The sequence below is a fragment of the Pseudomonas sp. BCA17 genome (genome assembly GCF_004519405.1).
Classification (GTDB): Bacteria; Pseudomonadota; Gammaproteobacteria; order Pseudomonadales; family Pseudomonadaceae; genus Aquipseudomonas.
The window spans coordinates 26,979-41,170 of sequence record NZ_SGWI01000009.1; the positions used below are offsets into that span (position 1 = coordinate 26,979).

The 14,192-nt window shown below is 61.9% G+C and carries 12 protein-coding genes; 11 read left to right on the forward strand and 1 reads right to left on the reverse strand.

Translation table 11 applies throughout. The features are described from left to right. Positions 1-169: 169 nt before the first annotated feature. The 7 genes from waaF to EXW71_RS26245 are packed head-to-tail and all read left to right on the forward strand — an operon-like array spanning position 170 to position 7,116. Positions 170-1,204, forward strand: a complete 1,035-nt coding sequence (waaF, locus tag EXW71_RS26215; RefSeq protein WP_123716160.1) for a lipopolysaccharide heptosyltransferase II — start codon at positions 170-172, stop codon at positions 1,202-1,204. 1 nt (position 1,205) lies between these two features. After that, entirely contained in the window at positions 1,206-2,267 is a 1,062-nt protein-coding gene (waaC, locus tag EXW71_RS26220; protein WP_134661038.1) for a lipopolysaccharide heptosyltransferase I, read from the forward strand. Next, positions 2,267-3,391: a glycosyltransferase family 4 protein gene (locus tag EXW71_RS26225; protein WP_134661037.1), complete on the forward strand. Its 1,125-nt coding sequence runs from the start codon at positions 2,267-2,269 to the stop codon at positions 3,389-3,391. The genes waaC and EXW71_RS26225 overlap by 1 nt, the downstream gene beginning before the upstream one ends. Then, positions 3,388-4,194, forward strand: a complete 807-nt coding sequence (rfaP, locus tag EXW71_RS26230) for a lipopolysaccharide core heptose(I) kinase RfaP (RefSeq protein WP_134661036.1) — start codon at positions 3,388-3,390, stop codon at positions 4,192-4,194. Before EXW71_RS26225 ends, rfaP begins: the two co-directional genes overlap by 4 nt. Further along, positions 4,194-4,928 carry a lipopolysaccharide kinase InaA family protein gene (locus EXW71_RS26235; protein ID WP_123716156.1) on the forward strand — a complete coding sequence of 245 codons (735 nt, stop codon included), beginning with the start codon at positions 4,194-4,196 and terminating at the stop codon, positions 4,926-4,928. Before rfaP ends, EXW71_RS26235 begins: the two co-directional genes overlap by 1 nt. Then, positions 4,925-5,677, forward strand: a complete 753-nt coding sequence (locus EXW71_RS26240) for a lipopolysaccharide kinase InaA family protein (protein WP_134661035.1) — start codon at positions 4,925-4,927, stop codon at positions 5,675-5,677. The genes EXW71_RS26235 and EXW71_RS26240 overlap by 4 nt, the downstream gene beginning before the upstream one ends. Further along, a complete protein-coding gene (locus EXW71_RS26245; protein ID WP_134661034.1) occupies positions 5,677-7,116 on the forward strand; it encodes a lipopolysaccharide kinase InaA family protein in 1,440 nt (479 codons plus the stop codon). Before EXW71_RS26240 ends, EXW71_RS26245 begins: the two co-directional genes overlap by 1 nt. 246 nt (positions 7,117-7,362) lie before the next feature. On the opposite strand, the gene EXW71_RS26255 is transcribed toward EXW71_RS26245, so the two are convergent. Continuing rightward, positions 7,363-9,444 carry a TonB-dependent receptor gene (locus tag EXW71_RS26255; protein WP_134661032.1) on the reverse strand — a complete coding sequence of 694 codons (2,082 nt, stop codon included), beginning with the start codon at positions 9,442-9,444 and terminating at the stop codon, positions 7,363-7,365. Positions 9,445-9,617: 173 nt separating this feature from the next. Here EXW71_RS26255 and EXW71_RS26260 point away from each other — a divergent pair, with 173 nt between their 5' ends. The 4 genes from EXW71_RS26260 to EXW71_RS26275 all read left to right on the forward strand — a co-directional run bounded on the left by EXW71_RS26260 (position 9,618) and on the right by EXW71_RS26275 (position 14,140). Continuing rightward, entirely contained in the window at positions 9,618-9,938 is a 321-nt protein-coding gene (locus EXW71_RS26260; RefSeq protein ID WP_134661031.1) for a YceK/YidQ family lipoprotein, read from the forward strand. Between the two features lie 144 nt (positions 9,939-10,082). Continuing rightward, a complete protein-coding gene (locus EXW71_RS26265; protein WP_134661030.1) occupies positions 10,083-11,840 on the forward strand; it encodes a carbamoyltransferase in 1,758 nt (585 codons plus the stop codon). Continuing rightward, a complete protein-coding gene (locus EXW71_RS26270; RefSeq protein WP_134661029.1) occupies positions 11,841-12,737 on the forward strand; it encodes a GNAT family N-acetyltransferase in 897 nt (298 codons plus the stop codon). After that, positions 12,734-14,140 (forward strand): PIG-L deacetylase family protein, encoded by a 1,407-nt coding sequence (locus EXW71_RS26275; protein WP_134661028.1) that lies wholly within the window; start codon positions 12,734-12,736, stop codon positions 14,138-14,140. Before EXW71_RS26270 ends, EXW71_RS26275 begins: the two co-directional genes overlap by 4 nt. The last annotated feature ends 52 nt before the right edge of the window (positions 14,141-14,192 follow it).

Consider the following 14,192-nt stretch of genomic DNA (forward strand, 5'->3'; position numbering starts at 1 on the left):
GCGGGCGTGCTCGCGAAAACAGTGGGTCGGCCACTCGATGGGCCGGCTGACAGACCGCTTTCGCGAGCAAGCCCGCTCCCGCACAACGCAGTGACCGGGCCAACCGTGACCTACAGTAATTTTCGAGGCGGGGAGGCATAAGCCTCCCCGCATCGTTTGTGGAAACTACATGAATATTCTGATCGTTGGGCCCAGTTGGGTCGGTGACATGGTGATGGCGCAGACACTGTTCCAGTGCCTGAAACAGCGTCACCCCGACTGCCAAATCGACGTGCTCGCCCCTGAGTGGAGCCGGCCGATCCTTGAGCGCATGCCCGAGGTGCGCAAGGCCTTGAGCTTCCCGCTGGGCCATGGTGCGCTTGAACTGGCGACCCGTCGTCGCATCGGCAGATCCCTGGCCGGCCAGTACGACCAGGCCATCCTGCTGCCCAACTCGCTCAAGTCGGCGCTGGTGCCGTATTTTGCCGGCATCCCCAAACGCACCGGCTGGCGCGGTGAGTTCCGTTATGTATTGCTCAACGATGTGCGCACCCTCGACAAGGCGCGCTATCCGCTGATGATCGAACGGTTCATGGCCCTGGCCTACGAACCGGGTGCCGCGTTGCCCACGCCTTACCCGCGCCCCAGTTTGCAGATCGACCCCGTGACCCGCGACGCGGCACTGGCCAAGTTCGGCCTGACCCTGGACCGCCCGGTGTTGGCGCTGTGCCCGGGCGCCGAGTTTGGCGAGTCCAAGCGCTGGCCGTCGGAGCATTACGCCAAAGTCGCCGAGATGAAGATCCGCGAGGGTTGGCAGGTGTGGCTCTTCGGCTCGAAAAACGATCACTCGGTGGGCGAAGACATCCGTCAGCGCCTGATTCCCGGCCTGCGCGAAGAAGCGGTGAACCTCAGTGGCGACACCTCGCTGGCCGAGGCGATCGACCTGCTGTCCTGCGCCGACTCGGTGGTGTCCAATGACTCTGGCCTGATGCACGTGGCCGCCGCGCTGAACCGTCCGTTGGTGGCCGTGTATGGGTCCACTTCACCCGGTTTCACTCCGCCATTGGCCGACAAGGTCGAAGTGGTACGCCTGGGCCTGGAGTGCAGCCCGTGCTTTGAACGCACCTGTCGGTTCGGCCACTACAACTGCCTGCGCCAATTGCTGCCGCAACCGGTGAGTGAGGCTTTGCAGCGGTTGCAGGGCTCAGTGGTCGAGGTCCGTTAGTTTGCGAGTATTGGTAGTCAAGACCTCATCCCTGGGTGATGTGATCCACGCGTTGCCGGCGCTGACCGACGCCGCGCGGGCGATCCCCGGTATTCGTTTCGACTGGGTGGTGGAAGAAGGCTTTGCCGAGATTCCAGCCTGGCACCCGGCGGTGGACAAGGTGTTTCCGGTGGCGATCCGTCGCTGGCGCAAGAATCTCTGGCAGACCTTCAAGAGCGGTGAGTGGCGGCGTTTCAAGCAGCGCATCCAGTCGACCAAGTACGACCTGGTGATCGACGCCCAGGGCCTGCTCAAAAGCGCCTGGTTGACCCGTTACGTGCGTGCGCCGGTGGCCGGCTTCGATAAGAACTCCGCCCGCGAGCCCATTGCGGCACGCTTTTATTCCCGCCGCCTGGCCGTGGCCCGTGGGCAACATGCCGTGGAGCGCTTGCGCCAGTTGTTCGCTGTGGCGTTGGGTTATGACCTGCCCAAAGCCCTGGGCGACTACGGCTTGAACGTCGACAAGTTGCTCGGCCTGCCGCCGCAAAAGCCCTATGTGCTGTTGCTGCACGGCACCACCTGGGACACCAAACACTGGCCCGAGGCCTATTGGCGCGAGCTGGCTGAGCGGATGGGACGCCTGGGTGTGGACGTAAAGCTGCCTTGGGGGAACGCTGCCGAAAAGGCCCGGGCCGAACGCCTGGCCCAGGGCTTGCCCAACGCTGAAGTGCTACCCAAGCTGAACCTCGCCGGCGTCGCCCGCGTTTTGGCCGGCGCCCGTGCCTGTGTGGCAGTAGACACCGGCCTGGGCCACCTGGCCGCGGCGTTGGATGTGCCGACCATTTCACTGTTCGGCCCCACCAACCCCGGCCTCACGGGCGCCTATGGCAAAGGCCAGATTCACTTGGCCAGTGATTTCCCCTGTGCACCGTGCCTGCAAAAGCAATGCACCTATCAGCCTACGGCCGACGACCAGCGTCGGTTCGACATCCCGCGCGAATCGCCGCTGTGCTTTACACGCCTGAACCCTGAACGTGTGGCAAGCCGACTGACCACGTTGTTACTGGCCGAGGAGCTGCACTGATGCAACTGGCTTTCGTGCTCTACAAATACTTCCCCTTCGGCGGCCTGCAGCGCGACTTCATGCGCATCGCTCTGGAGTGCCAGCAGCGTGGTCATCAGATTCGCGTGTACACGTTGATCTGGGAAGGTGATATCCCACCGGGTTTTGAAGTGCTGGTGGCGCCGGTCAAGGCGCTGGTCAACCACCGTCGCAACGAAAAGCTGTATGCCTGGATCCAGGCCGACCTGGCCAAGCGCCCGGTGGACCGCGTGGTGGGCTTCAACAAGATGCCGGGGCTCGATGTGTATTTCGCCGCCGACGGTGTGTTTGAAGACAAGGCCCAAACCCTGCGCAACCCGATGTACCGCTGGTTCGGGCGTTACAAGCACTTCGCGGAGTATGAGCGTGCGGTGTTTGATAAAAGTGCCAGGACGCAAATCATGGTGCTTTCCGAGCATCAGCAAGCCCTGTTCACCCAGTACTACGGAACACAGGCCGAGCGTTTTCACCTGTTGCCGCCGGGTATTGCCCGTGACCGTCGCGCACCGCCGAATGCGGGTGAGATCCGTGCCGAGTTTCGTCATGAGTTCGGCCTGGCGGACGACGACTTGTTGCTGGTCCAGATCGGTTCGGGCTTCAAGACCAAAGGCGTGGACCGCAGCCTCAAGGCGTTAGCCGCGCTGCCGTCGGCATTGAAGAAACGCACCCGGCTGTTTGTAATTGGCCAGGACGACCCCAAAGTATTCCAATTGCAGAGTGCTGCGTTGGGCTTGGGTGATCAGGTGCAGTTCTTCAAGGGGCGCAGCGATATTCCGCGCTTCCTGTTGGGCGCCGACTTGCTGATCCACCCTGCGTATAACGAGGCGGCGGGCATGGTGCTGGTCGAAGCCGTGGTCGCGGGCCTGCCGGTGCTGGTGAGCAAGGTCTGTGGTTATGCCTTCTATATCGAGCAAGCCCAAAGTGGCCGGGTGTTGGATGAGCCCTTCGAGCAGGCACAGCTCAATCAGTACCTGGTCGAGATGCTCGAAGACCCGCTCGCGCGTGCGGCCTGGAGCCGCAATGGTCTGGCCTTCGCCGAGACGGCCGACCTCTATAGCATGCCGCAGCACGCTGCGGACCTGATTCTGGCGGAGCCAAACCGATGAAGTTGTTTCTTGCCGAACCATTCAAGACCTTGTGGGCCGGGCGTGATGCCTTCGCCGAGGTCGAAAGACTGGAAGGCCAGGTGTTCCGCGAATTGGCCGCTCGCCGTACGTTGCGTACGGTGGTGGATGGCCACCCGTATTTCGTGAAGATCCACCGGGGAATCGGCTGGGCCGAAATCCTCAAGAACCTGGTCACCGCCAAGCTGCCGGTGTTGGGCGCAGGCCAGGAGTGGGTGGCGATCCAGCGCCTGCAGGCGCTTGGCGTACCGACCATGACGGCGGTGGCCTTTGGTGAAAAAGGCAGCAACCCGGCTGATCAGCATTCGTTCATCATCACTGAAGAGCTGACGCCGATTATCAGTCTTGAAGACTTGACCCTCAATTGGGCCAAACAGCCGCCGGTTCCGGCGATCAAGCATGCCTTGACCTTCGAACTGGCACGTACCGTTGGCGCAATGCACCGGGGGGGCGTCAACCACCGCGATTGCTACCTGTGCCACTTCCTGCTGCACACTGACCAGCCCATCACAGCGGGTAACCTCAAGTTGTCGGTGATCGACCTGCACCGTGCCCAGGTGCGCTCGACGATCCCTCGGCGCTGGCGTAACAAGGATCTTGCCGGGCTGTATTACTCCGCGCTGGAGATCGGCTTGACCCAGCGGGACAAGCTGCGTTTCCTCAAACATTACTTCCAGCAGCCGTTGCGCCAGATCCTGGCTGAGCAAACGGCGCTGTTGAACGAGTTGGAGCGCATGGCCGCCAAGCTTTACGCACGCAAACAGCGATACGGGGACGCACTCTGATGGCGGGTTGGAACCTCGAACCCGCTTATGCCTCCCTGGCAGATGATTTCGGCAGCCTTGAAGCAGTGTTCGCTCTGCAGGGTGAGCGGTTGACTCGCGATCCATTGTCCGAAGTGATCCGGGTGACACGCGACGGCATCAACTACTACGTCAAGCGCTATGTGGGGGCAGGCAAGGGCTTGCGCCGTTACCTGGGCAAGCCGCGGGTCAAATCCGAGTGGCAGAACCTCAAGCGCTTCGCCAAATGGGGCATCCCGACCGCGGATGTAGTCGCTTGGGGCCTGGATCGCAAGGGGCTGGCATACAATCGTGGGGCGATGATTACCCGCGAGTTGCCGAAAACCGAGGATCTGTCGGTGTTGGCCGAGCGCAAAGACGCGCGTCTGAAGGACGCCGGCTGGGTCGACGCGGTCAGCCGCCAACTCGCCGAATACACCCGCACCATGCACGATCACCGCTTTACCCATAACGATTTGAAGTGGCGCAACCTTTTGGTGGACGACCAGCGAACCCTGTATCTGATCGACTGCCCTAACGGTGATTTCTGGCGGGGCTTCTGGCTCAAATACCGCATCACCAAAGACCTGGCTTGCCTGGACAAGGTCGCCAAGTATCACTTGTCGGCCACGCAGCGCCTGCGTTTCTACATGCAATATCGCCAGCGCACGCACCTGACGGCGTCGGATAAACAGCGAATTCGCCACGTGGTGAAGTTTTTCGAGGGGCGCGAATGAGCGACTTTTTAGCGGCCGAAGACCGTGCGCTGTTGGAGCGTAACGGTCTGGCGACCTTTGACGCCCTGTGGGCCAAGCAACTGGATGCGGTAGACGAACCCAATACCAGCCGTGGTGGTTGGAGCAGCGTGTATCGCCTGGAGCTGGAGGGGCAGGGTTATTACCTCAAGCGCCAGAGCAACTACCTGACTCGTACCTTGTACAGGCCGTTGGGCGAACCAAGTTTTTCCCGTGAGTTTCGCAACATCAGCCTTTACCGCCAGCGGCGCATCCCGGCGTTGCAAGCCGCTTTTTTCGGTGAGCGCAAGGTCAAGGGCGAGCACCGAGCGATGTTGCTGACCCGCGCACTGGATGGTTGGAATGACCTGGATTCGTTGCTGGAGCAGTGGCCGCAATTGAGCGATGACCAGCAGCGCGCAATCCTGCGAGCCTGTGGTCAGCTTGCCCACACGCTGCACGCTGTGGGTCAAGTACATGGTTGTTTTTACCCCAAACATATCTTCCTGCAGGCCACCGCCGACGGTTATGCCGCGCAGTTGATCGACCTGGAGAAAACCCGCCCGCTGTTGTTCGGCTGGCGTGACCGGGTGAAGGATCTGGAGCCGTTGCTGCGCCGTGCCCCGCAGTGGTCTGAAGCCCAGGTGCGCTATTTGCTGGCCGCCTACCTGGAGCAGCCGGAGGACAGCGCGCTGGTCGATACCTGGCATCAGCGTCTGACGGCCCGTCGCAGCCACAAGGAGAACCGTTGATGCGCTTGTCCGAGCTGAAAAATGCCGGCCGTGCGCCCAGCCTGCCGCTGAGCATCGAATTGGCGGATGCGGCCGGCCCCGGGCAATTGCAATTGTTGAGCCTGTTACGGGTGTTGCCGGGGCAGCGCTATGTGGGCGCGGCGGTTTGGCGTGGGCGTCCGGTGCTGGCCAAGTTGTTGGTGGGCAGCAAGGCCGCGCGGCATTTTCAGCGTGAACTCGACGGTGTGCGTCTATTGGCGGAGCAGGGGCTGGTCACGCCGTTGTTGTTGGCCGACGGCTTGCAGGAAGGCGAGGGTGGCTGGCTGCTGTTCGAGTTTCTTGAGGGGGCCGAAAGCCTGGCGCAAGCCTGGCGTGCTGTCGAAAATCTGCCGCCGCTGGCGGACGCGCAAACCGCCGTGCTCGCCGAGGCGCTGGGGGTGATTGCCCAGATGCACGCCCGTGGGGTTTGGCAGGAAGACCTGCACCTGGACAACCTGCTGCGCCATGACGGCAAGCTGTACCTGATTGATGGTGCCGGGATCTGCGTTGAGCAGGCCGGCAAGCCGTTGTCGCGTGAGCGCGTGCTGGAAAACCTCGGGGTGTTCTTTGCCCAGTTGCCGAAGAATCTCGAACCGTTTACCGAAGAGTTGCTGGTGTACTACCTGCTGGGTAATGGCGAGCACGCACTGCCGTTGGAAGCCCTCGAAAAACAGGTGCGTAAAGTCAGCGCCTGGCGCATGAAGGACTTCATGAGCAAGGTCGGTCGTGAATGCACACTGTTCAGCGTGGTGCGCGGGGCTTTCGCCTTGCGTGCGGCTCGTCGCGAAGAAGAGGCCGCGATGGTGCCGGTGCTGGGGCAGGCGGATGCATTGCTTGAGCAGGGCCATTTGTACAAGACGGGTGGCGCGGCGAGCGTTGCCAAGGTCGAGGTGGCCGGTCGCCCATTGGTGATCAAGCGCTACAACATCAAGGGGTTTACCCATTGGCTCAAGCGTTTCTGGCGCCCGAGCCGGGCTTGGCATTCCTGGCGTGAAGGCAACCGCCTGGCGTTCCTGGGCTTTGCCACGCCCAAGCCGCTGGCCGTTCTGGAGAAGCGCTGTTTCTGGTTGCGCAGCCGGGCTTATCTCGTCACCGAATTCTTGCCCGGGCCGGACATCATCGAGCGCTTCGCGCCCTACGTCGAACACGGCGATGCGCCTGAAAACGAACTGTTGGCCTTGGAACAGTTATTCGCCGAACTGATCCGCGAGCGCATCAGCCATGGTGACTTCAAGGGGCACAATCTGTTCTGGAACGACGGCCGCTGGGCGATGATCGATCTGGATGCGATGTGTCAGCACCGTTCCGTTGCCAGCTTTGCCCCGGCCTTTGCCAAGGACCGTGCGCGCTTCATGCGCAACTGGCCGCAGGAGAGTGCGCTGTATCGGCTGATCGACCGGCGCCTGCCCACACAGGTTTGACGCTCGGTCGATAGGGGGGGGCAGGTGGCTAATGCCAGCCAGTTAAGAGAAAGGCTAAAAAGTAACCTGTGGCGAGGGAGCTTGCTCCCGTTGGACTGCGCAGCAGTCCCATGCTTTGTAAACAAAGAGCGGGGCCGCTTCGCGGCCCAACGGGAGCAAGCTCCCTCGCCACACATACAGCGTTCACCCTTAACTGACTGGCATTAGGGCAGGTGACCTGCTCCCACATTTTGCCTTGTGGTGATCCTAGAACTGGTACTCAGCCCCAGCCCCTGCATACCACGACCGCCCAGGGGCCGCTTCGTAATAGCGGCCGTTGCCATCCCCCACGATGACCGAGCCGACGTACTGGCGGTCCAGCAAGTTATCCAGGCGCAGTGTCTGGTGAAAGGTCCAGTGCTCCACCTTCTGCTCGAACCGTGCGCGCCAGTTGAACACGCTATAGCCCGGCGCTGCGTGTTGCTGGTTGGTGTCTTCGACATAGACCTTGCTGCGGTACATACCTTCCAGGGCGGTGCTGACCCAGTCGCGGGGCTTCCAGTTCAGCTCGGCGAACAGGGTGGTTTGTGGGACGCCGGGCAGGTAGTTGCCTTTTTCCACGGGGTTGCCGCCGCCAATAAAGTCGCTGTCGTAGGTGGCTTGCAGGCGGGTGTAGGCAAGGTTGGTGCTCCACTGTTCCGTCAGTTGGCTTTCGATGCCCAATTCGAAGCCTCGGCGCAGGGTGCGCCCGGCGTTCTGGTAGGTGGTGCGACCACCGCTGGACTGTTGCACCACCAACTCGTCTTCGGTGGTGATCTGGAACACCGCTGCGTTGAGGCGGGTGTCCTGTCCGATGCGTGCTTTGAGCCCCATTTCGTACTGGGTGCTGACCGACGGCTTGAGCGCAAAGTTAAAGCCGTTCGAGGTGCTGGAGTAAGCCGATTCGGCCTGGGTAGGCGTTTCGAAGCCTTTGCCCGCACTTACATAGCCGTGCAGGTCGGGCGTAAAGGCGTACATAACGCTCACCGAAGGTGTGTTCTTCTGGTAGGTCTTGTTGCCGCTGTCGTTACCGTCGCTGAGGAAATGGTCGCTTACGTCCATCTTCATGGTGCTGTGGCGCAGGCCGGCTTGCAGGGTCCAGTCGCCCAGCAGCCAGTTGGCCTGTACGAATGGGTCGAGGCTGGTGGCGGTGTCGACTTCATCGCGACCCAGGGCACCCTTGACGCCATGTACACCGTTGAGCGTATTGGAATAACCCTGGCGATCATCCTGGCTGCGGTCGTAGTCGAGGCCGGTGATCAGGGTGAGGTCGCCGGGCGCGCTGGTGATGGGTTGCAGCCAGTGGATGGAGCCACCGTAGAATTTGCGGTCGAAGTCCACGACGCCGCCGCGTCTGTCGGGTGGAGTGCCACCTGGAATCGACAAATATTGAATCACGCTCCGGCGGCCCGTGTAGGCATTCACCTGCAGTGTCGCATCGCCGAAATAGCGTTCGTAATTCAGGCCCAGTTGCTGATGATCGATACTTTTGCGCGTGTTGTACTGCAGCGCGGCGGGCGCGACCGAGCGTGGATCGGCCTTGTACGCCGCCCAGGTCTGCCCCAGCGGGTCCTGTGTGCCGTTTTGCTCCAGGCTGCTGTAGATCAGCGCCAGTTTGCTGTCGTCATCCGGCTGGACGTTGAGCTTGGCGAAGGTCTGGTCGCGGCGCGCGCTGCTGTGGTCGCGGTAGCCATCGGTGTCCATGCGTGAGGCATCGAGCACGAAGCCGGCACCGTTTGCCGCGCCTTCGGCCGTCAGGTGGTTTTTGTTCAGGCCGTCGCTGCCTACCAAGGTTTCCGCGCCGATGCGCGGTGGGCCTTCGCCGTCGCGGGAGAACATCTGGATCACCCCGCCAGCGTTACTGCCGTACAGCGTGGCTGCGGGGCCGCGCAGCACTTCAATACGTTCGGCGGTGTCGAGGTTGAAGGTGGCCGCCTGGCCTTGGCCGTCCGGGGTGCTGGCGGGTATGCCGTCGGCAATCAGTTTGATGCCGCGTACGCCAAACGCCGAGCGCGCACCGAAGCCGCGAGAGGAAACCTGCAGGTCCTGAGCGTAGTTCTGGCGGTTCTGCACCACCAGGCCGGGTACACGGGACAGGGCTTCGGAGGCGTTGATGCCGAGTTGGCCGTCGCTGATCTGCTCGTGGCTGATGCTGTCTACCGAGTACGGCAGGTCGAAGGTCGGGCTGGCGCTGCGCGAGCCGGTGACCACGCTGGGGTCCAGGATGATGGCCGTGTCGTCGGCCTTGGCGGTATCGCACAGGGCGAACAGGCCAGGTAGTAGGAAGGTGATGCGAGCGAGGGTTTTCATGAGTCAGCCGGAATGCGGGGCGCCTGGTGTGTAAACGCGCAAAAGGGCGCGAGTTTAGAGGTTTGGCAGATTTTTCGCATTTCGGAAGCCTCCTACGCGTTGTAGCGGTGGGGCTGGGCTGAACCCTGAACAGCTCGGGTGCTAGCGTGGCGGACCCTCACTGGAGTCTCGCCATGAAAATAAAAACTGCTGTGGCACTGGGTCTGGTTTCGCTGACGATAAGTGGCTGCGGCACACTTAACACGGTACTGCGTGAAGATGTCGCAGCGACCCGGGAGTTGCGCAAGCAAAAAACCTACTGTGCATCCATTCCTCGTGTCTACAGCGGCGTGGCGTTTGATTTCTGCCTGCTGCACGCTGCGCCGGACCCCACCGGTGTGCTCATACCTGTTGTGCTGGCGGATATCGCCGTGTCGGGGGCGTTGGATACGGTCGTTCTGCCTTACACCCTGTACCGGCAGGTCGAGTACGGCAATATCGATGTGTACCGTTAAGCCTCGCCGATCCTCTTGGCGCTAACAGTCTTGCACTGCTTTTAAGCTATAATCCCGCCCTTTAGCTGTTTCCCGCCGAGGTGGGAGGCACACTTTTTTCAGGCGCAACCCGCCTGCATGCAGACTAAAAGAGGCTAGACCCCTGTGGCATTGACGATTCTTGGCCTGTCCGGCGCCCTTAGCCATGATCCTTCCGCAGCCTTGTATATCGACGGCAAGCTGATCGCGGCCGCCGAAGAAGAGCGCTTCGTACGCGACAAACATGCAAAGAACCGCATGCCTTACGAGTCGGCGAAGTTCTGCCTGGAGCAGGCCGGCATCAAGCCTTCCGACGTTGACGTGGTAGCCATCCCGTTTGCCCCGATCAGCCTGTTCGGTGAGGCACGCTGGCACTACGCCAAGCGTTACTGGTACGCCCCGGACCGCGCGCTTGACGCGATCCTGATGGGCAACCGTCGCTACAAGCGCTATCGCAACAAGATTGTCTGGTGCCTGGAGCAACTGGGTTTCGATCCGAAGAAGATCAAGATCGAGCCGGTTGAACACCACCTGGCCCACGCTTCCAGCGCCTATCACTGCTCGGGCTTCCAGGAGAAAACTGCAATCCTGGGCATCGACGGCAAAGGTGAGTACGCCACCACGTTCTTCGGCTACGGCGAAAACGGCAAGATCCACAAGATCAAGGAGTTCTACGATCCGGACTCCCTGGGCGGCCTGTACGGCGCAATCACCGAGTTCCTCGGTTTCGAGATGCTCGACGGCGAGTTCAAGGTCATGGGCATGGCGCCGTACGGCGACGCCAGCAAATACGACTTCTCGCGCTTGGCGTCTTTCGAAAACGGCGAATTGGTGATCAACACCGACTACGCCAACGTCATTGGCCTGCGTCGCTACAAAGAGAAAGGCAAGGGCTTCTATTTCTCGCCAAAACTGATCGAGTGGCTGGGGCCAAAGCGCGAAGGCGATATTGCCGACGAGCCGTACATCCACTACGCCGCCAGCATGCAAGCGCTGTTCGAGAAACTGGCCCTGCAGATGATCGACCATTACCTGGGCGACATCCTCAAGGAAACCGGCAAGCTGGCCTTCGCCGGCGGCTGCGCGCTGAACGTCAAGCTGAACCAGAAGATCATCGCTCGTGACGACGTGAAAGAGCTGTTCGTGCAACCGGCGTCCGGCGATGCCGGCACTGCGGTCGGCGCGGCGGCCTATGTCTCCCACGCCCGTGGTGTACCGGTCGAGAAGATGGAACACGTCTACCTCGGCCCGTCCTACAGCAACGAAGATGTGATCGCCGCGTGTGCCAGGCACGAGAGCAAGCCGAACTGGCGCAAGATCGAGAACATGCCTGAGCGTATCGCCAGGATCATGGTCGATGGCAACCCGGTGGCCTGGTTCCAGGGCCGCATGGAGTTCGGTCCGCGTGCGTTGGGCGGCCGTTCGATCATCGGCTGTCCAAGCGCCACCGGCGTGGCTGACCGCATCAACCACCAGATCAAGTTCCGCGAACGCTGGAGGCCTTTCTGCCCGTCGATGCTCGACACCGTGGCCCCGCAGATGATCAAGGTCGATCATCCGGCACCCTTCATGACCTTCACCTTTGAAGTGGCGGAAGAGTGGAAGACCCGTGTGCCGGAAGTGGTCCATGAAGATGGTACCTCCCGTGCCCAGGTGCTCAAGCGCGAATACAACCCGCGCTACTACGACATGATGAAAGAGCTGGAAGTGCTGACCGGCAACGGCGTGTCCCTGAACACGTCGCTCAACCGTCGTGGCGAAGCGATGATCTGCTCGCCGACCGATGCCTTGAACATGTTCTTCGGCTCCGACCTGCAGTACCTGATCATGGAAGACATCCTGGTCGTTAAAGACGGCGTGGACCCTTATGACGCTGTGGTCTGAATGCTGAACCGCTTCCGGGGTTGGCGTGAACGTGGCTGGGCGCCTGTCGAGGCCGAGGTTTACGCCCAAGCCTGGCAGCGTTACGGCGGCAGTGTGGCGACTCATCCACAGGTGATCGAGCGCCTGGCCGGCCTGGCGCAGATTCCGGTGCGTTACCTGGGCTGGGAGCAGGACGGTGAACTCAAGGGGGCGATAGCCACTTGGGGGCGCGACCTGGCCCTGTCCAAGGACGTACTCAAGCGCCGTGGCAAGAAAGGCCTGTTTGACCTGGGCAATGCCGAGATCATTCTGCCGATCGCCGCCCAGGCGCAGGTGCCGCTGCGCCATCGTGCGCGCTACCTGTCGTCGCTGAATGAAGGCCGTATCAGCACGCTCAAGCCCCAGGCCGAGCAATTGGCCATGGCGCGCACCCCCGAAGACCTGTCGAAGAAGTTTCGCTACAACCAGCGTCGTGAGTTGCGTCTGCTTGAAGAGGCGGGCGGCGTGGTGCGGGCGGTGATTGAGTTTTCCAGTGAGGAACTGGCGGCGATTTATTGCGACCTGTTCCAGCGCCGCTGGGGGTTCCCGGCCGCGGGTGCGGCGCGTCTGGCCGAGGTGCTTGAGTTGCTCAAGGAGTTTCTGTTCGGCTCGGTGCTGTTCCTCAATGGCGCGCCGATTGCGGTGCAACTGGTGTATCAAGTGCAGTCCACCGAGTGGTTCAGCGCCGAATATGTCAATGGTGGTGTCGACCCTGAGACCCGCGCATTCAGCCCCGGCAGTGTGCTCAGCTTCCTCAATACCCAAAGTGCCTGGGAGCAGGCGCGGGCGGCCGGCAAGGCGCTGCGTTTCTCTTTCGGGCGTTCCGACCGTGAATACAAGGAGCGCTGGTGCAACCCGGTGCCGGTGTTCAGCGTATGAGTCGCAAGCAGCAATTGCTCAAGCGCCATCGGCGCAACAAACGCATTGCCCTGTTGATCGGCCTGTTGGGGTTGATCGCGGCTGGCGTGCTGGTGGCCTGGTGGTTGCCGTTGGTGCTGGCGGTCGTGCTGTGGGCAGCCCACGAAGCGTGGTTTGCCGATCATTTGTTCTACTCGCCCAAAGACGACTATGCGTACGCTTTTCCCGCGGGCAGCGAGCAGCCGGGTTTACGTCTGGAGGCGGGGCGGCTGATGCTGGATACGCCGCTGGAGGCTGATGAAACCCTGATCGTCGGTGTCGAGCTGAAGAGTTCGTGGCTCGGTCGTTTCGTGGATCCGGCGGTGGAGTTGCTGGGCCTGGAAGCGCCTGACCGGCAGGTTTTCGAACGTGGGGTGGCAGGGCGGCGCTACCTCAACCTTACAGGCGCCGGCGAAGCGTTGTCGGCGGGCAAGCTCGAACTGCGCGGGCGCTGGTGTCGGATTAAGGGCCAGCCGACCCTGTGGCGTTTCCGACAGCCGGACTATCGCCAGCAACGCGTCATGGTGATTGCGCCCCACGCCGACGATGCCGAGCTGGCTGCATTCAGCCTTTACAGCCAGGCTGCCGAAAGCTGGATCGTCACCCTGACGGCGGGTGAAATCGAGGCCGAACATTACCGGCAGATGGGTATGCCTGTGGCCCAGGCCGCGCGGATCAAAGGGCGCTTGCGCGCCTGGGACAGCGTCGCGGTGCCTCGCTGGGCCGGGGTACCCGAGGCGCAGTGCGTGCAATTGGGTTACTTCTGCATGCAATTGCAGGCCATGCAGGCGGCGCCGGATGAACCCCAGGCTTCCCGTGAAGCCGACTTGAACGATACGCGGCTGTTTCGTCAGTTCAACGGGTTCACCCTGCCGGGGGATGTGGACGGCGCGCCGACCTGGAGTAACCTGATCGCCGACCTGCGAGCGCTGCTGCTCAAGGCGCGTCCGCAGGTGATCGTGTTGCCGACGCCGCTGCTGGACCCTCACGCGGATCATATCTGCGCCCACGCGGCGATACTCGAGGCCCTGCAAGGGCTGGAGTGGCAGCCCGATACGTTGCTCGGCTACGCCAACCATCTGCATGATAACGACCGCTGGCCCATGGGCGATTCGGGGGCCGGTGTAGCACTGCCGCCGCGCTTCGACTCAGGCGTCGAGCTGGTGCCTTGCAGCTTCACGCTCGCCTTGAGCCAGCAGCAGGACAAGGCCATGGCCTTGGGCATGATGCATGACCTGCAGCCGCGAGCGCCGTTCAAGCGTCGCCTGCGCCGGTGGCTGCAGCAGCTGTTGGCGGGCCGTGCTCCGTCGCCTTATGGCGAGAACGAGTTCTTTCGCAAGGCCGTGCGTCGTCACGAGCTGCTATGGGTCCTGAAGCAGGACTGAGACCCTATTGAAGGCCGGCGTGAATTCGCCTGTCGCTTTTTTTACCGGGCCG

What these genes read in the sequence shown, in the direction of transcription:
- rfaP (WP_134661036.1), top strand. Translation starts at nt 3,388, where the DNA reads ATGAAGTTGTTTCTTGCCGAACCATTCAAGACCTTGTGGGCCGGGCGT.
- EXW71_RS26235 (WP_123716156.1), top strand. Translation starts at nt 4,194, where the DNA reads ATGGCGGGTTGGAACCTCGAACCCGCTTATGCCTCCCTGGCAGATGAT.
- EXW71_RS26240 (WP_134661035.1), top strand. Translation starts at nt 4,925, where the DNA reads ATGAGCGACTTTTTAGCGGCCGAAGACCGTGCGCTGTTGGAGCGTAAC.
- EXW71_RS26245 (WP_134661034.1), top strand. Translation starts at nt 5,677, where the DNA reads ATGCGCTTGTCCGAGCTGAAAAATGCCGGCCGTGCGCCCAGCCTGCCG.
- EXW71_RS26225 (WP_134661037.1), top strand. Translation starts at nt 2,267, where the DNA reads ATGCAACTGGCTTTCGTGCTCTACAAATACTTCCCCTTCGGCGGCCTG.
- EXW71_RS26275 (WP_134661028.1), top strand. Translation starts at nt 12,734, where the DNA reads ATGAGTCGCAAGCAGCAATTGCTCAAGCGCCATCGGCGCAACAAACGC.
- EXW71_RS26260 (WP_134661031.1), top strand. Translation starts at nt 9,618, where the DNA reads ATGAAAATAAAAACTGCTGTGGCACTGGGTCTGGTTTCGCTGACGATA.
- EXW71_RS26270 (WP_134661029.1), top strand. Translation starts at nt 11,841, where the DNA reads ATGCTGAACCGCTTCCGGGGTTGGCGTGAACGTGGCTGGGCGCCTGTC.
- waaF (WP_123716160.1), top strand. Translation starts at nt 170, where the DNA reads ATGAATATTCTGATCGTTGGGCCCAGTTGGGTCGGTGACATGGTGATG.
- EXW71_RS26255 (WP_134661032.1), bottom strand. Translation starts at nt 9,444, where the DNA reads ATGAAAACCCTCGCTCGCATCACCTTCCTACTACCTGGCCTGTTCGCC.